Annotated in this window: 14 protein-coding genes and 1 other annotated feature; of the genes, 9 read left to right on the top strand and 5 right to left on the bottom strand. The window is 35.4% G+C overall.

Annotation, left to right across the window (positions count from 1 at the left end):
- Positions 1-4 precede the first annotated feature (4 nt).
- From hemB to FAR12_RS19300, 3 genes are all read left to right on the top strand, one after another.
- The gene (gene hemB / locus FAR12_RS19310) at positions 5-982 is read left to right on the top strand and encodes a porphobilinogen synthase (protein ID WP_126410416.1); all 978 of its coding nucleotides are present in this window, start codon (positions 5-7) and stop codon (positions 980-982) included.
- A 48-nt stretch (positions 983-1,030) separates the two neighbouring features.
- Positions 1,031-2,317 (top strand): glutamate-1-semialdehyde 2,1-aminomutase, encoded by a 1,287-nt coding sequence (gene hemL / locus FAR12_RS19305; protein WP_126410415.1) that lies wholly within the window; start codon positions 1,031-1,033, stop codon positions 2,315-2,317.
- Positions 2,318-2,885: 568 nt separating this feature from the next.
- Positions 2,886-3,191 carry a DUF4870 domain-containing protein gene (locus tag FAR12_RS19300; RefSeq protein ID WP_126410414.1) on the top strand — a complete coding sequence of 102 codons (306 nt, stop codon included), beginning with the start codon at positions 2,886-2,888 and terminating at the stop codon, positions 3,189-3,191.
- Between the two features lie 131 nt (positions 3,192-3,322).
- On the opposite strand, the gene FAR12_RS23570 is transcribed toward FAR12_RS19300, so the two are convergent.
- The 3 genes from FAR12_RS23570 to FAR12_RS19290 all read right to left on the bottom strand — a co-directional run bounded on the left by FAR12_RS23570 (position 3,323) and on the right by FAR12_RS19290 (position 7,115).
- A complete protein-coding gene (locus tag FAR12_RS23570) occupies positions 3,323-3,538 on the bottom strand; it encodes a hypothetical protein (protein ID WP_212734400.1) in 216 nt (71 codons plus the stop codon).
- Positions 3,539-3,630: 92 nt separating this feature from the next.
- Entirely contained in the window at positions 3,631-6,147 is a 2,517-nt protein-coding gene (locus tag FAR12_RS19295; protein ID WP_126410413.1) for a DEAD/DEAH box helicase, read from the bottom strand.
- Between the two features lie 35 nt (positions 6,148-6,182).
- A complete protein-coding gene (locus FAR12_RS19290) occupies positions 6,183-7,115 on the bottom strand; it encodes a HamA C-terminal domain-containing protein (RefSeq protein ID WP_126410412.1) in 933 nt (310 codons plus the stop codon).
- A 700-nt stretch (positions 7,116-7,815) separates the two neighbouring features.
- Here FAR12_RS19290 and FAR12_RS19285 point away from each other — a divergent pair.
- On the top strand, positions 7,816-8,712 hold the full coding sequence (locus FAR12_RS19285) for a PhzF family phenazine biosynthesis protein (RefSeq protein ID WP_126410411.1): 897 nt from the start codon (positions 7,816-7,818) through the stop codon (positions 8,710-8,712).
- Between the two features lie 285 nt (positions 8,713-8,997).
- Here FAR12_RS19285 and FAR12_RS19280 read toward each other — a convergent pair whose 3' ends face one another.
- Positions 8,998-9,708, bottom strand: coding sequence for an SDR family oxidoreductase (locus tag FAR12_RS19280; RefSeq protein WP_126410410.1), 711 nt, complete (start codon positions 9,706-9,708; stop codon positions 8,998-9,000).
- A 201-nt stretch (positions 9,709-9,909) separates the two neighbouring features.
- Between FAR12_RS19280 and FAR12_RS19275 the strand changes: the two genes are divergently transcribed.
- The 4 genes from FAR12_RS19275 (at position 9,910) to ysxE (ending at position 14,010) form a co-directional block, all read left to right on the top strand.
- On the top strand, positions 9,910-10,491 hold the full coding sequence (locus tag FAR12_RS19275; protein WP_246010451.1) for a TetR/AcrR family transcriptional regulator: 582 nt from the start codon (positions 9,910-9,912) through the stop codon (positions 10,489-10,491).
- A gap of 242 nt (positions 10,492-10,733) precedes the next feature.
- Positions 10,734-11,558, top strand: a complete 825-nt coding sequence (locus FAR12_RS19270; protein ID WP_126410409.1) for an aminoglycoside adenylyltransferase domain-containing protein — start codon at positions 10,734-10,736, stop codon at positions 11,556-11,558.
- Positions 11,559-11,751: 193 nt separating this feature from the next.
- Positions 11,752-12,846 carry a stage VI sporulation protein D gene (gene spoVID / locus FAR12_RS19265; RefSeq protein ID WP_126410408.1) on the top strand — a complete coding sequence of 365 codons (1,095 nt, stop codon included), beginning with the start codon at positions 11,752-11,754 and terminating at the stop codon, positions 12,844-12,846.
- 102 nt (positions 12,847-12,948) lie between these two features.
- Complete coding sequence (ysxE, locus tag FAR12_RS19260) at positions 12,949-14,010, top strand: spore coat protein YsxE (RefSeq protein WP_126410407.1); 1,062 nt, start codon at positions 12,949-12,951, stop codon at positions 14,008-14,010.
- Positions 14,011-14,024: 14 nt separating this feature from the next.
- Here ysxE and FAR12_RS19255 read toward each other — a convergent pair whose 3' ends face one another.
- Positions 14,025-14,216, bottom strand: coding sequence for a hypothetical protein (locus FAR12_RS19255; protein WP_126410406.1), 192 nt, complete (start codon positions 14,214-14,216; stop codon positions 14,025-14,027).
- A gap of 186 nt (positions 14,217-14,402) precedes the next feature.
- Positions 14,403-14,634: a binding site (T-box leader), on the top strand.
- Between the two features lie 59 nt (positions 14,635-14,693).
- Between FAR12_RS19255 and FAR12_RS19250 the strand changes: the two genes are divergently transcribed.
- A complete protein-coding gene (locus tag FAR12_RS19250) occupies positions 14,694-17,339 on the top strand; it encodes a valine--tRNA ligase (RefSeq protein WP_126410405.1) in 2,646 nt (881 codons plus the stop codon).
- Positions 17,340-17,345 lie beyond the last annotated feature (6 nt).

Raw genomic sequence — 17,345 nt, 5'->3', positions numbered from 1 at the left:
GATTATGAGTTTATCATTTAGTCGTCATCGTCGTTTAAGACAATCTGCAGCGATGCGTTCTCTTGTTCGTGAAAATCATCTTCATGTAGAAGATTTAATCTATCCACTTTTCATAGTAGAAGGAAACAATGTTCGTAATGAGATTTCTTCTATGCCAGATGTGTACCAGTTATCTCTAGATAACTTATTAGCAGAAATCGAAGAGGTTGTTTCTTTAGGAATTAAATCTGTTCTATTATTTGGGGTTCCAGATGAAAAGGACGAATGCGGAACAGGAGCTTTCCATGATCACGGGATAGTTCAGGAAGCTACTCGTTTAATCAAACAGCATTACCCAGAATTAATCGTGGTTGCTGATACTTGTCTTTGTGAATATACAAGCCACGGCCATTGCGGAATGGTTGAAAATGGGAAAGTATTAAATGACCCATCATTAAAATTATTGGTAGATACAGCAGTCAGTCAAGCAAAAGCAGGAGCGGACATCATTGCCCCTTCTAATATGATGGATGGCTTTGTTGCGGCCATTCGTGCTGGCCTAGATGAAGCTGGTTTTGAAGAAGTACCGATCATGTCTTATGCTGTAAAATATTCTTCTGCTTTCTATGGTCCTTTTAGAGAGGCAGCAGAAAGTACACCACAATTTGGTGACAGAAAAACGTATCAAATGGATCCTGCGAACCGCTTAGAAGCATTTAGAGAAGCAGAATCAGATGTTGCTGAAGGTGCAGACTTCTTAATCGTCAAGCCAGGAATGCCATACTTGGATATCGTTCGCGATGTGAAAAATAATTTTACAATACCTGTAGTAATTTATAATGTAAGTGGTGAGTACTCCATGGTCAAAGCAGCTGCCCAAAATGGCTGGATAGATGAAAAAGGCGTCGTCATGGAAATGCTATTAGGCATGAAACGCGCTGGTGCTGACATCATCATTACATACCATGCGAAAGATGTCGCGAAATGGTTAAGAGAAGCTTAATTTAAAAGTTTTTTAAAATAGTAAATGCAATGGAAATGAGGGAATAAGATGCGCTCTTATGAAAAATCGATTGCCGCTTTTAAAGAAGCAAAAAAGTTAATGCCAGGTGGAGTAAATAGTCCAGTCCGTGCGTTTAAATCAGTCCAAATGGACCCGATTTTTATGGAACGAGGAAAAGGTTCAAAGATTTATGATATTGATGGCAATGAATATATTGACTACGTCCTTTCATGGGGTCCACTTATCCTTGGTCATACAAATGATCAAGTGGTGGAAGCTCTTAAAAAAGTGGCGGAAATGGGTACAAGTTTTGGTGCTCCAACTGTAAAGGAAAATGAATTAGCAAAGCTCGTTCAAGAAAGAGTTCCTTCAATTGAAATCGTCCGTATGGTTTCTTCAGGTACAGAAGCGACAATGAGCGCGCTTCGTCTTGCACGTGGATATACAAAGCGAAATAAGATTTTAAAATTCGAAGGTTGCTATCACGGACATGGTGACTCTCTGTTAATTAAAGCAGGCTCAGGTGTAGCGACTTTAGGCTTACCTGATAGTCCTGGGGTTCCAGAAGGTGTTGCTCGTAACACCATTACCGTTCCTTATAATGATTTAGAAGGCGTCAAGCTTGCTTTTGAACAATTCGGCGATGATATCGCAGGGGTAATCGTAGAACCTGTAGCTGGAAACATGGGTGTTGTTCCACCACTTCCAGGATTCTTAGAAGGTCTTCGTGAAATTACGAAGCAATATGGCTCTCTTCTTATCTTTGATGAAGTTATGACAGGCTTCCGTGTTGGTTATAATTGTGCACAAGGTTACTTTGGTATTACGCCAGATCTAACTTGTCTTGGAAAAGTAATCGGTGGTGGTCTGCCAGTTGGTGCATATGGTGGTCGTGCAGAAATCATGGAGCAAATTGCCCCAAGTGGTCCGATCTATCAGGCGGGAACGCTATCTGGTAATCCGCTTGCAATGACGGCTGGTTATGAAACGCTAAGTCAGTTAACTCCAGAATCTTACGATGAGTTCATTCGTAAAGGGGATATGTTAGAGGCTGGTCTGAAAAAGGCTGCTGAAAAATATGATATCCCAATTACCGTGAATCGCGCAGGTTCAATGATTGGCTTCTTCTTTACAAACGAGCATGTCATCAATTATGAAACAGCAAAATCTTCTAATTTAGACTACTTTGGTGCCTATTACCGTGAGATGGCGAACCAAGGTGTGTTCTTACCACCATCTCAATTTGAAGGATTATTCTTATCCACTGCTCACAGTGATGAGGATATTGAAAAAACAATTGCAGCTGCTGAAATTGCATTTTCAAAGCTGAAATAGATTTTTATAAAAAGCTGGGATGAATCACTTTTGTGATTTGCCCGGCTTTTTTTGTCTTTGGATGTAAGCTTATTTTCAAAATGGTTTCTTGGAATAAGAAGTAATTCAAAGAAGGTTGGAGCGGAAGGTATGAGACCTATGCTGTAGATTTATAAACAAAGTTTGATTGTTTAATACATAGTTCGATTATTTAAAATAAATATTGAGCAATAATCATCATAATCTCACCTCTATAAATATCTGAGAGTGGATATGATATTTTTATCAGATAATCATGTTAATCTTACTATTAAGATTGTAAAAAATGTTCTTACACTAACGGAGCAGTTTAGTTGAAGAAAGAATTTTTAACTTGTTCCATAATCTGGAAATATAGAGGAGTAGGAGTAATCTCAGTAGCTCGAAATTGTGAAAGAATAGTTCGCATACTGGAATTTTGATTTGGACTACGACCAAAGTCGTATACCGATTTAGTTCATAGCCTGATGTAATATTCTAACCAACACTTTATAATAATTAATGAATAAAGGTTTGTTAAATATTACGATTCAAAGAGGAGTAATTTTAAATGGAAAATAAGGGATTCAAAATTTTGATTCATGCTAGTACTTGGTTTGCACCTATACTAGTTCCCATTATCACCTATTTTATTATTTCAGATCGAGAAGTTAAAAGCTTATCCTTACAGGCTTTGGTTTTTCATATTGTGATAGGTATTTTAATCTCGGTGTCTGCTTTTTTTTCTTGGATATTAATCGGGATTCCATTCCTCATTATTTTTGGACTCATTGCTATAATAGCTCCGATTGTTGGAATTGTTAAAGCATTTAATGGGCGTCCTTTTCGATATCCTATTATTGGATCATGGTTTTGATTAAATCTAAACGAATCTAATCGTTTTAATGATGATGCATTGCTTCAATAACGATCTTCCATAAACGGGCGCGATTGTGGAAGATCATTAGTCTAATTCCTCGGTAAAAATGCAGAGGAATTAGACTTTTTTTATCTCTCAAAATCCTTAACATTGTAAATCTGCGGTTTTCTTGACATTCCTCCAATGGTAAACGTGTTGGCAACAAGTGGTAAATCTTGTGATAATCGGCGGTAAAAAACTTGGCAGAAGTGGTACATTCCTATGGCCGTAATCAGTTGCTCCCAAATTTTTTCTAATAGCGATAATATCCGATCAATACGGGCCATTTCTCTTATAAATAGCAAAGAGTGCGATATTGGCTATTTTCGCACTCTTAATATATAAGATTAAAATTAGATATACAGATACTGTAATATAACAAAAAGGTCATCAATAATTATAGAATACTTTCCAACTGAACTTTTTCCCAGTAATTAATATGATTACTAATGTTTCTTAATCTACTATATAGTATTTCTTCTAAGTTTATTTCTTCCTCATCAATATCATTTAAATAATTATTTGATAAAAATAATGCAGTCTCTCTCGGCACCCCCATTTCAATTAATTTTCTTGTAATAACCCTATAAGACCCCATTTCCAAATAAGACAAAAAACTACTTTCAGGTAAGAAAATGTTGTAAAGCGGTTTTAATAACGCTGGAAGTTTGTATGTAATCGTATTTTGAAGTAAGGAAATAGTTTTTTCAATTTTACTTGAATCATTATGATATTCAGTATCCAAAATTTCCGATAAAGAAGTCTCTTTTATCCACTTTTCAGCATTAATACAAAGAGAAAAAATTAATCCTTCATTTTGTATTCCTAAATGCTTTTTGTAGTAGAACGGAACCTTATCTTTCATGTATAAGATTAAATAATACAGATTATTAGAAATACTTCTTTCAATTGGCGAGCTTGGTAAATAAGGTCTATTTTTTTCATTATACAATTTATCCAACTCAATAGGATCCCAATATCGATTAAGAATACAAATATCCTTTGGGACTGACAAACTTTCTACTGCTGCTTTGATTTTCACTAATTGGTTTTCAGGAATACTTATCCCTACTTCTTCCAATCTCTTTTTAGCATCTAACCCATACTTCAACAAATTATATCTTATATATGGCAACAGATAGGAACTGTCTATATCATCATTGGAAGGAGTATTATTCACTAAACAATCTATAAGAATATCTCTATTAATATTAAAATTATCTTCATATCCAGCCCTTAATTCCTTATCCAACGACTCAAAAAGTGACTCCTGCTCATTAGTCTCAATCTCAAACGAGTTTTCATCGAGGACAAAAGTTCTTCCTATTAAGTCTTTCATTAATCTACCTGCTCTACCACGCAGATTTGCAAATTCATAATTAGATAATTTGGGAGGATTTTCCCGTCTTTTATCAATAAATAAATTTGGATTTCTTATTATTACATTTTGTGCTGGTAAATTTACTCCTTGCATTAAAGTAGTAGTACAGACAACATTTTTTATTAATTTATTTGTAATTGCACTCTCAAGAACTTTTCTAATATGATGTGGTAACCTTCCATGATGATATGCTACCTCATACTTTAAAGTTTCAACTAAATCGTATTTGGGATGAACCGTCCTTTTTACATAATCAATTAATTCAGAAACTTTATCACAACTAGTCGCACTTCCAGATTCTTCTTTAATTGCAAGGGCTGTTTTCCTCGCCTGAACTGCATTAGGTGAAAAAATGATGTTTATTGATTCTTCTCCCAGACCTTTTATTATTGACTTTAAGTATCTATGAAAGTTTTCTGTATACCGCTGTTTACCTATTCCATTTATGTATTCCGGATTATTTATTGATAAGACGTTCGGTTTTTCAATTACATCTGAATATTGCTTTAAATAAAATTTATTTCCTTTCTTGCTAACAGAATATGTTAAGCTCACTACTGGTGACTGTTTTGTTTCTTGCTCTATTGCGTCTTCTCCAAAGATATCTTTTGCTAATTCTTCAATTTTTTTTATTCTAGGACCTGATATTAAAATTTTGTCAGGTAATGAATTATTTCTAAATTCTATTAAGGTATCAAACAGTGTTTTAGATCGATCATCGTCTTCTGATGACACTCTTTCAATATTTTGAATCTCGTCCACAATCAGAAATCTTAAATTTGGAAATGGGTTTTCCATGTATGCAAAAGCACCTATTGCCCTTTCTTGAGTAAGTACATATATTCTATTTTCTAACCTCTCATTCTCATCGAAAGAATTATAAATTTTGTAATCCTTTATGCTAAATTTATTTAAAACTTTTCTAAAATCAGAAGAAACCTGAGATACTAAACTCAAATTAGGGACAATATATACAACTGTACCTTTTTTGAAAAGTAACTTTTCTATTACTTTTAATAAAATTACAAATGACTTACCGGCAGAAGTAGGTGCTGATATTCCAATAATTCTGAATTTATCAATTTTATCCCATACTTCCTTTTGAAATTTTGTTAGAGTAAATTTATTCCCCATAATTTCAACTTCGAAGTTCCTTCTATTAATCGAGACGGACAATTCTGATATAAAACTACTAAAACGTAAGTGTTTGTTATTTATAGTATCATAGTCTTCGTCTACCATTATTGCTGTTGGAGACAAACCAATCCTTGAAAGTGCTAGAACTAAGAATTCATTCAGCCCACTCCAATTTTCATGCTTATATTTAAAAAGTAAAGTACACAACAATGTTACAATTTTTTGAGACTTTTCATCTGAGTTCATAGATAGTTCATCGATTAAACCGATTATTTCTGGTAATTCATTATCTTCCAAAGTAATTTTACGATTATTAATGAATTGAAGCTTCTTCGCTACAAACTCTAGATCATATTTGAGTAATTTTGTTACTAAACTTCTATCATATTGGTTCATTCTGTAGTCACCTAACAATTGTATCACCTCATTGATTAACGAATTTGATCTTGGAATTCTTTTACTAAATCATCTAGTTCCCAAACTGGAAATAAAATATAATTAATTCTTTCTAATAAACTTTCTTCAATCGTTTCAAATAATTTACTTTCTATTTTTTTACATTGATTTAAAATTATTTTTTCAAATTGAGCTTTTATCTCAGCTTCACTAGTTAGTTTCAATTTAGATGTCTCGTTATATCCAATAACACAAACCAAATGAACTTCGGTGTTTTTGAGTATCCCCCTCTTATATGCCCTAGCGACCTTTTCTAGTGATTCGTCCAGAAAATCATTGTAAATATATAGTCCAATCTCTTTTCTATGATTTTCAAAGGTTGATAAAATACTGGTGATGGAGGTTTCAAATGCGGCCTTAAATCTATAAGCTTTTGTATAAATTTTTGACTCTCCAAGAATTAAAATATTTTTATCATTTTCTTTTTTATAATGGATCGCATCAGCACCAAATCTTTCATGACCAGTTGACGTTGTAATAGGCATTTTCCTTATCAGAGGTACAGCCTTAAAATAATGTTGAATAAAATTAAATAAAATAAGTTCACCAATTTGACCCTGCAAATTTAATTTCCGGTCATCTCTATCGCGAAAATAGCTTAAAGACAACTTCCGAAGTTTTGAATTTGCATTTTGTATAGAACGATTTTCATCATTCATCATTTCATCAATTATTTTTTGGGCTTTGGTATTTGAATAAACCCATTCACAAATTGTATTTACAAGTTCCTCTAAAAATTCCTCCCTATATTCTTGTAAATCAACATAATTAATGCATGTTCCATAGTGTCTTTTATTAGGCTTTAAATTAAAAGTCTGGTTTATAAAGTAAATATGATTCATTAAGGAGTCTGTATGAGTAAGTAGGTTAGTTATCATTTCATCAGTAATTTCAGTAAATTCAGACATAAAATAATATCCCTTCTATTTCTAAATATTATAAAAGTTGCATTAACCACGTAAAGCTTTATATTGACATAGACTTTCAGCTAGAATAATTCTTTGAGTATTTACTTATAATACAAATTTTACCACAAACAAATGAGTGCGATAATGGTAATTTTCGCACTCTTTCCTTCTTTATTCCCAAAAAACTATATCTGTTGAGTTCTACTCTCGTTAATTGAATTGCTTTGTAAAGAGCAATAACAAAAACCCTAGAAACATTGTTACATCAATGTTTTTAGGGTTTTTTATTTGTTTTCAGCTTTGTAGAATTATATATTCTTCCCCATCTATTTGGGGGAGGTTTTGGGGGACTTATTTAAAATTGTGGGCAGACGCTTATCTTATTCAGAAAATGGGGAGACGTTGAAATGGCTTCCGTTACACCAATTTCAAATATTAAAACGCATAAGAAAAAGGCTATCAATGTGCGCGTGCATGGATAGCCTTTATTTAATAAGAACATCATTAACAGTTTATTTTTTCATTTTATTACATTTATTAATGTTTAAGTGCTTTTTCACTTAACTAAGATTATTTTCCGCAAACGAGCCATTTAATTGAGCAAAGCAAACGGGTGGGTAATTAAACAAAGATGTATTAATTAATGGTAAAATAAAAGGGCAAATTTAAAAATTCAGAAAATAAATAGGGGGATTGAAACGTGAAATCGGTAAAGATTCATCATTATGATGCATTTAGTCAAGTAGCCAATAAAGGGAATCCTGCAGGAGTTGTTTTAAATGGAGATGAACTAACAGAAGTGGAAATGCAAGAAATCGCTTTTAAAGTAGGTTTTAATGAAACTGCTTTTCCGGTTAAATCTGAAGTTGCTGACCTTAGAATTCGTTATTTTACACCGGGTCATGAAATTAACCTCTGCGGACACGCAACAATGGCAACTATTTATGCGTTAAAAACAAGAGGTTTGTTAGGTGAAAAAACGGATTTTACAATTGAAACAAAGGCAGGAATTTTACCGATAAAGATTAATTTGACTGCAGATAATGAAATATACATAACTATGAAACAAACTTCGCCACAATTTGAAGAATTTAAGGGTTCAAAAGAAGATTTGGCTAACTCAATTGGATTGACAAAAGAGGATATTGATGATGATTTACCAATTCTATACGGCAGTACAGGTACTTGGACATTATTGATTCCAATAAATAAACTCGATGCATTTCAAAAAATGAAACCTGATAATAAATTATTCCCTGCTATATTAAAAGAAATGCCCAAAACATCTATTCATCCATTTTGTTTGGAAACATATGATTCCAACGCTCATATGCATGCACGTCATTTCTCTTCACCTTATTCTGGTACAATAGAGGACCCAGTGACTGGAACTGCTTCGGGGGTAATGGGAGCATTTTATGCTAAATACATTAATAGTCATTTTGAAGAATCTCTAAATCTTATAGTAGAGCAAGGTCACGAAATTGAAAAAGATGGCAGGGTTATGGTGCAGGTTTCTAAAAATAAAGATTGTTACGATATAGAGATTACCGGAAATGCTGTTTACGTTAAAGATTTTGAAGTGGAATACAATTAATTGATATCAGCTGGCTAAATGTTTAATAAGCATGGGCCAGCGTATAGGATTAGTAATAGTATCGATCCTTAAAAGGGCGCATTTCTCTAATACAGAATGCGTCTAGTTTCATTTAAGGGCCAGATTGTTGAGGATAATAGTTAAAAGTTTATAGAAACTTGTGAAGAACCGTACTTAAAGTATTGGTACAGGTAAGTTTAAAAAGGAGCATTTATAGTTGGAAATGAATTTAAAAAGCCCTTCATGATAACATGCAAGGGCAGTCATTCTAGTAATATCGTTAGATCAGATTGATTGAAGTGTAGGGCGGATTATAATTTCATTAACTCCAGCATCAGCGGGCTCATTTATAGCAAATGCAATTGCTCTAGCCACACTGTAAGGAGAAATGCTAGGATAATCTTGATATTCTTCAAGAACTCCTGTTGCTGTCATACCCGGTGAGATGTTCGTTGAACGGATATTAGAGTTAGGAGACTCCTCTTGACGAAGACCTTCAGTTATAGCACGCACGGCAAATTTGGTCGCACTGTAAACAGTTGTACTTGGAATTACTTTGTGTCCCATTAGAGAAGATATATTGATAATATGTCCAGATTGCTGGTTTCTCATCGTTGGTAAAACCGATGCAATGCTATACAGCACACCTTTAATGTTCACATCAATCGTTTGATCCCAATCATAGATTTTAAGTTCATTTAAAGGAGAATTCGGCATGATTCCAGCACTATTAATAAGGACATCAATACGACCATACTGTTCCACAGCAAAATGGGCGAGTTTTTGCATATCGTCCACCGAAGTCACGTTGGCTTGCATATAAACAGCCTCCCCACCTTCCTTTTTTATTTCGTTTACGATTATTTTGAGTAGTTCTTCTCTTCTGGCAGCTAATACTACTTTTGCACAGTTTTTGGCTAAAAACTTAGCAGTTGCTTCTCCAATTCCACTCGATGCTCCTGTTATAATGATTACCTTAGATTTCAAATTTTCCAATTGTTAACGCTCCTTTAGGTAATTTCAATGTTTATTCCAAAATTTAAAACAAATTTTATTCAACACGTGTTGTACATAATGCGGCCGTTGATTATTATTATAGAGATAGGAAAAGGAATTACAATCGCTAATCATCACTCGTTTGTTCAATATACAACAAACGTTTGAATTGTGTTCATTAAAAACGGAGGTGAATGAAAGATGGCTATTGGAAATAAAACAGATAGACGAATTCTTAGAACAAAAGAAGCCATAAACAGGGCGTTTCTTGAAGTTTTTTCTGAGAAGGAATTTGATCGGATTACCATAAATGATATTTCTGAACGGGCAAATGTAAATCGAGGAACCATATATCTTCACTATACTGATAAATATGACCTACTCAATAGGTGTATAGAAGATCATTTGGACAAAATGATTTCTTCTTGTACTTTAACTAAGTTTATACAGGAAAAAGTAGATGAGAATGAGGCTAAAGAGGCTTTGAAATCTTTATTTAATTATATACAGGAGAATTTTCTATTCTTTTCTTCAATGCTTTCTAGTCAAAAAACTTCAATATTCAGGGAAGGTATACAAAAAAACCTTACTTCTAGTATTCAAGAAAAGATCGATATGCAGGGTATTAATCAAGGGATGGACAAGGAAATAATTATAGAGTTTACTGCAACGGCTTTTGTAGGAACTTTAGAATGGTGGATTATAAACCAAAAGCCGCATCCACCCGAATATATGGCAGATCAAGTTTGGACATTGTTCAAAAGGAATAACATAACCTCCTAAATTTAATAATAGGCCAAATAGTTTTATTTAATTAACGAGTAGTGTTTGTTGTCCTATGATCTTCAATAAAACCAGCTAATAGTAATTATATATTATCTTCAGCAATAGGGCGCAATTCCAGAATAAGAAATTCGCTTTTTTTTTTATGTAAAGGCCATTTTTTTGAATAAAAGAAGGGATTTTTTGTTTGTAAATTGAATTATTCGAATGGAAAAAGCTCAAATGGAAGAAGGAATAATTATATGGATTCAAAAGTTCCCATACCTGTCCAAAAAATTCTAAGTGAGTATATGTCATTATTTCATGAGCGAATTCCTAATACACTTGAAGGATTATATTTATACGGTTCAGTTGCCCTAAACGCTTATATTAGTGGCTCTAGTGATATTGACTTTGTTGGAATTGTAAATCGCCAACTAACTAAAGCAGAGGTAAAAGTATTATCTAATATCCATAGAGAATTAGAAGATAAACACAAAAAGACAGGGATGGACGGATGCTACCTACTTTGGGAAGACATGGGCAAGAAGCAAACTGAAATAAAAAAATGTTTATGCGTAAACCAAGGCAAGGTAGGTTGGAGCAATCATGTTACTAATCCGATTACTTGGTGGATTTTGAAAGACAAAGGAGTCAACATAATTGGACCTAAGATAACTTCATTTCATTTTGATGTTGATGAAAGTGATCTAGTGGATTATGTGTTAAACAATATGAACACCTATTGGTTAAATCGAATAATAAGAAATGAAAGATTCAAAGGAATAGCGCTTCTAGTGCCTAACAAATTTGTGGATTGGGAATTACAATGGTCTATTACTGGGATGTTGCGTCAATTCTATACACTTAAAGAACATGATGTCATTTCAAAAGTAGATGCGGGTAAATATGCAATCAGTTATATGCCAAAAAGATGGCATGATATCATTCTAGAAGCGATTAGTATTCGAGAAGGTGTAAACGTTCGTTACTGTTATTCTAAGAAACAACGGGTTAATGATACTATACAGTGTATGAAATACATACTTGATTATTGTAATGATGTGTATAAAAGTCAGGTTGAATAAAGACTAGACCAGCTAATTATCATGTGAATGCTTATTCAAGAAAAGGGCGCGTTTGTTGAATAAAATGTGAAATGATGTAGTCACCACTTTTGGTGGCTTTTTTTATATGCAAATTTATCATAAAAGACTTTGCCTACTCATAAATTGTTAATGACATGGTGATTAATGGGAGGATACGAAAGGAGGAGTCGCTTTGTCTGAAGGAAATGAGTCATTCTTACGTTTTTCCTTGGAAGAATCGGTATGGTTTCAAAAAGGACAGGAAGTAGCGGAGTTAATCACAATTTCGCTTGACCCAAATATAACCATTCATGAAAATGATCAGTACGTAACGATCGAAGGGGCATTGCAATTAACAGGAGAGTACAAACGCCACTCCGTAGAAGTGGAAGAAGAAGAATTCCCTGCATCACCTAAATTTATTCAGCAGGTAGAGGAAAGAGGAGAAGGGATCACAGAATTTTCCCATCGGTTCCCAGTGGATATTACGATTCCACAACACCGGATTGCTAGTATCTATGATCTTGATGTTGAAATTGAATCCTTTGATTATGCATTTCCTGAACGAAGCTGTATGAAGCTAACTGCGGATTTAACGATTACCGGCTTAAAAGGCGATGAACAGAAGGAAGAATTAGAGGTCGAAGAAGAAGTGCAAGTGCACGAGTTTGCCTTCCGTGGACCTGAGCTGAACCAATCGGAAAGTCTAGAAGAAGAGGTACAGGAATTTGAAGAACCGGTTTCTCCGACTGCACAACTATTTAAACCGTTTGAGGTTGAAGCACGAAAAACTTCTGAAGAGCCTGAAGATGAGGCTGCGCCAATTGAAATTGAGCAAGAGAGTATTCCAACTCTTCAAGTCTATCAAGCAGAAAAGCCAGACTATCCAGATATATCTTTCTCAGCTCAAAGAAGTGAATATGGATCGAATGCTGAGGCTAATTTGAACCAGCCTGAGACGGTGGAAGAAGCGGAGATAGAATACGAGGAGCCATCCTTCGAAGAAGAATCTCCTGCAGAAGAGGAAGTTGAAAGTAAGAAAAAGAAAAAGAAGAAATCGAAAAAGCAAGGTATCTCAATAACTGAATTCTTGGCTCGTAAAGAGAATGAGGAGGATGTAGCAAAGCTAAGGGTCTGCATTGTTCAAAATGGAGATACGCTTGATTTATTAGCTGAGCGATATGATATTTCTGTTCAACAACTGTTGAAGGTGAATCATTTAGAGGTTAATCAAGATGTTTATGAGGGGCAGGTTCTCTATATTCCAGCTACAGTTGCTCACAATTAACGTAGCTAAGGGACCTTAATATACACATGATGAAAACAGGCTGGGTGGGGAGGAAAAACCTGCTCGGCTATTTTATTATGTACAGGGAAGAAGTGGTTTCGGGTGAGTAAAAGGAATCAATTGAAGGAAGTTTCTCCGATTTTGAAACATTTTGGGGTAACCCCTCATTTTGTGGAAGATTTTGGGAAGGTGAGTAGAATTTATGGGGACAAAGGTGTCTTTGCATTGAAAAAAATTCCTCCGACACACGGTACCAATTTTATTAAAAACGTACAGTACCTTTATCAAAGGGGCTACAATCGAATTGTTCCTATTTACCCGACGTTAGATGGACGATATGCCATTATTCACCAAAATCATTTGTATTATTTAATGCCGTGGCTACCGAATGAAGTAAAGGAAGATCAGGATGAGCGGCATAAGCAAATGTTCAGGGAATTAGCTAGGCTTCATACCTTATCAGTCCGAGAGGTCTCAATAAATAAAGAAGAGAAACAGGAGCATTATGAGGCTACCATTCACGAATGGGAAACGGAAAATGAATTTGTTGAAGGGTTCTTAGAGCATTGTGAAAATCAGTGGTATATGTCTCCGTTCGAGCTGCTCTTTTGTCTTTATTATAATGATATTAGTCAGGCCCTTCGCTATTCAACCAATCAATTTAAAGAATGGTTTGAGAAAACAAAGGATGACAACAAAGCACGGGTTGTCATTTCCCATGGAAAGTTATCGACAGAGCATTTTATTTTTGATGACAGGGGATATGGCTATTTTGCTAACTTCGAGGATAGCAGACAAGGTTCTCCAATGCATGATTTGTTGCCATTTTTATCAAGAGCCTTGAAGACCTACCCAAAGAATAGTGAGGATTGTGTAGATTGGCTCTACACATACTTTAAGTATTTTCCTTTAAAAGAAGACGAATTGCATCTGCTCTTAAGCTATTTTGCACAACCAGGTCCTTTTATAAGAATTGTAGAAGATTATTATAAATCCACAAACAAGAATGAGCGAAAGTTTGTTCAAAGATTGCAAAGACAATATTGGCAGTTGAAAAATATTGAATATATTGTCATGCGCATCGATGAAATTGAAAGGCAGAAGAAATTAGCACAAGAGGCAGCACAGGCTGAAGCAGAGGGACAGGATGGAGCCCAAGATTAATATAAAACGGGCTCCTAAATCAAGTCCATTTTGAAAGCAAAAGCAATTAATATAAGGGCGATTAAAAATAGTACATCAAACGCAGTTGGGAACAGGAGTGTTCGAACTCCTTGAAAAATACAAAATGGAATAATAAACTGCCCAAGCACCCCTCGCGACTTTCGCAGCCAAGGCGGAAGCGAATACGGATTATATCTTCTCCTCATCATTTTCCCTCCATTTCTACTAGTAAAAGAGCCTTAATTTAATTTATGTCCACAGTTTCTGGATTGTGTCTAAAACTTTTCCTGAATGGAACAATGATCAGAAACATGTATATAATATAAAAAAATCGGATATCCTTATTGACGTTACCCTTCGTTTTTAGGTAGTATAATGAATATATAAATAAGGAATAGGCTTTGATAGGGAAGAGTACTATGGACACTGACTTTTAGAGAGGAAAACCATTAGCTGAAAGGTTTTCTAAGTAATTCCAAAGGAAGTCGCCCTTGAGCATCTTTTATGAAAGAACTTTCGAGTAGTAAAAGACGGGAAAACCGTTATCGATTTAAGTGCCAATCAAGTATTCTATTTTGGTTGGAAAAAAGGTGGTACCGCGAAGCAACTCCATTCGTCCTTTTCTAAGGCGAATGGAGTTTTTTATTTGTATAAGGTTAGTAATCAGGAAAGGAAGATAGACTATGGAATCTAATGAATTAGCAATGCCTACAAAGTATGATCCCAATTCCATTGAAAAGGGTCGCTACGATTGGTGGTTAAAGGGGAAATTTTTCGAAGCGCAAAGTGACGAAAAGAAAGAGCCCTACACAATCGTAATTCCGCCTCCAAACGTAACTGGGAAGCTTCACTTAGGACATGCATGGGATACAACGCTTCAAGATATTTTAACTCGTATGAAACGAATGCAGGGCTATGATGTATTATGGTTACCTGGAATGGACCATGCCGGAATTGCTACACAAGCGAAGGTTGAAGAAAAGCTTCGTAACGAAGGAAAAAGTCGTTATGACTTAGGTCGCGAAAAGTTTGTTGAAGAAACTTGGAAATGGAAAGAAGAGTATGCGGAACATATCCGTCAGCAGTGGTCTAAGCTCGGTCTAGGTCTAGATTATAGCCGCGAAAGATTCACTCTTGATGAAGGTTTGTCAAAGGCTGTTCGTGAAGTATTTGTTTCTTTATATAGAAAAGAGCTTATTTACCGCGGTGAGTATATCATCAACTGGGATCCTTCTACAAAAACGGCTTTATCCGATATTGAGGTTATTTATAAGGATGTTCAAGGTGCTTTCTATCATATGAAATATCCGCTAGCAGACGGATCAGGTCATATTGAAGTAGCAACGACTCGTCCTGAAACAATGCTTGGTGATACGGCTGTTGCAGTTCATCCAGAGGATGACCGTTACAAGCATCTAATTGGGAAAACCGTTATTTTACCAATCGTTGGCCGTGAAATTCCAATTGTCGGCGATGATTATGTGGATATGGAATTTGGTTCAGGTGCTGTTAAGATTACGCCAGCTCACGATCCGAACGACTTTGAAATTGGAAACCGTCACAATTTAGAACGTATCCTAGTGATGAACGAGGACGGTACAATGAATGACCGTGCTGGTAAATACAAAGGAATGGATCGTTTTGAGTGCCGTAAGCAAATTGTGAAGGACCTTCAAGAAGAAGGCATCCTCTTTAAAATTGAAGAGCATATGCATTCAGTTGGGCATTCAGAGCGAAGTGGAGCAGTAGTTGAACCGTATTTATCTACTCAATGGTTCGTTAAAATGCAACCACTTGCTGATGAGGCAATTGCTCTTCAAGAAAAAGAAGAGAAAGTTAATTTTGTCCCAGACCGATTTGAAAAAACATATCTACGCTGGATGGAGAATATTCGTGATTGGTGTATCTCCCGTCAGTTATGGTGGGGACACCGCATTCCTGCTTGGTACCATAAAGAAACAGGTGAAGTTTATGTTGATCATGAACCTCCAGCAGATATTGAAAACTGGGAGCAGGATACAGATGTATTGGATACTTGGTTTAGTTCAGCTTTATGGCCGTTTTCAACAATGGGCTGGCCAGATACGGAAGCAGCTGATTTTAAACGCTTCTACCCAACTGCGGCACTTGTAACTGGTTACGATATTATTTTCTTCTGGGTATCGAGAATGATTTTCCAAGGGCTTGAATTCACAGGAGAGCGTCCATTCAACGATGTTTTAATTCACGGCTTAGTAAGAGATGAGCAAGGACGTAAAATGAGTAAATCTCTTGGTAATGGTGTGGACCCAATGGATGTTATTGATAAGTATGGTGCAGATTCTTTACGCTATTTCTTATCAACTGGAAGCTCACCAGGACAGGATTTACGTTTTAGCATCGAAAAAGTTGAAGCAACTTGGAATTTTGCCAATAAGATTTGGAATGCTTCTCGCTTTGCCCTTATGAATATGGAAGGCTTAACTTACGATGAAATCGACTTGAGTGGCGAAAAATCTGTTGCAGACAAATGGATTCTTACACGTTTAAACGAAACGATCGATACCGTAACAAGATTGTCAGACCGTTATGAGTTTGGTGAAGTTGGTCGTGTTCTCTATAACTTCATTTGGGATGACTTCTGTGATTGGTACATCGAAATGGCTAAATTACCATTGTACTCAGATGATGAAGCAGCGAAAAAGACGACTCGTTCGATCTTAGCTTATGTTCTTGATAATACAATGCGTTTACTTCATCCATTCATGCCATTCATTACAGAAGAAATTTGGCAAAACCTCCCTCATCAAGGAGAGTCCATTACTGTTGCTAAATGGCCTGAAGTGAATGCAGAGCTTTCCGACAGTGAAGCATCAGCTGAAATGAAGCTATTAGTGGAAATGATTCGTTCTGTTCGTAACATTCGTGCAGAGGTAAATACTCCATTAAGCAAAAAGATTAAAATGATTGTTAAGGCGAAAGATGCCGGGATTCTTGATACATTAGAAAAGAACCGTTCCTATATTGAGCGTTTCTGTAATCCAGAAGAGCTTGTATTAGGCATTGAAGTTTCAACTCCTGATAAGGCAATGTCTGCTGTTGTAACAGGAGCAGAAATCATTTTACCACTTGAAGGGCTCATCAATATTGAAGAAGAAATTGCTCGTCTTGAGAAGGAACTTGATAAGTGGAATAAGGAAGTTGAGCGCGTTCAAAAGAAATTAAGCAATGAAGGCTTTGTAAAAAAAGCACCTGAGAAGGTTATCGAAGAAGAACGTGCGAAAGAACAAGATTATCTTGAAAAGAAAACAATTGTAGAACTTCGTATTAAAGAATTAAAAGGTGAATAAGCAAAT

The organism is Bacillus yapensis (assembly GCF_005280205.1).
GTDB lineage: Bacteria > Bacillota > Bacilli > Bacillales > Cytobacillaceae > Robertmurraya > Robertmurraya yapensis.
This window is presented reverse-complemented; position numbering and strand designations above follow the sequence as displayed.

Bases quoted from the DNA above. Each gene is read 5' to 3' on its own strand.
- hemB (WP_126410416.1), top strand. From the start codon at position 5: ATGAGTTTATCATTTAGTCGTCATCGTCGTTTAAGACAATCTGCAGCG.
- hemL (WP_126410415.1), top strand. From the start codon at position 1,031: ATGCGCTCTTATGAAAAATCGATTGCCGCTTTTAAAGAAGCAAAAAAG.
- FAR12_RS19300 (WP_126410414.1), top strand. From the start codon at position 2,886: ATGGAAAATAAGGGATTCAAAATTTTGATTCATGCTAGTACTTGGTTT.
- FAR12_RS19295 (WP_126410413.1), bottom strand. From the start codon at position 6,147: ATGAACCAATATGATAGAAGTTTAGTAACAAAATTACTCAAATATGAT.
- FAR12_RS19290 (WP_126410412.1), bottom strand. From the start codon at position 7,115: ATGTCTGAATTTACTGAAATTACTGATGAAATGATAACTAACCTACTT.
- FAR12_RS19275 (WP_246010451.1), top strand. From the start codon at position 9,910: ATGGCTATTGGAAATAAAACAGATAGACGAATTCTTAGAACAAAAGAA.
- FAR12_RS19270 (WP_126410409.1), top strand. From the start codon at position 10,734: ATGGATTCAAAAGTTCCCATACCTGTCCAAAAAATTCTAAGTGAGTAT.
- FAR12_RS19255 (WP_126410406.1), bottom strand. From the start codon at position 14,216: ATGAGGAGAAGATATAATCCGTATTCGCTTCCGCCTTGGCTGCGAAAG.
- FAR12_RS19250 (WP_126410405.1), top strand. From the start codon at position 14,694: ATGGAATCTAATGAATTAGCAATGCCTACAAAGTATGATCCCAATTCC.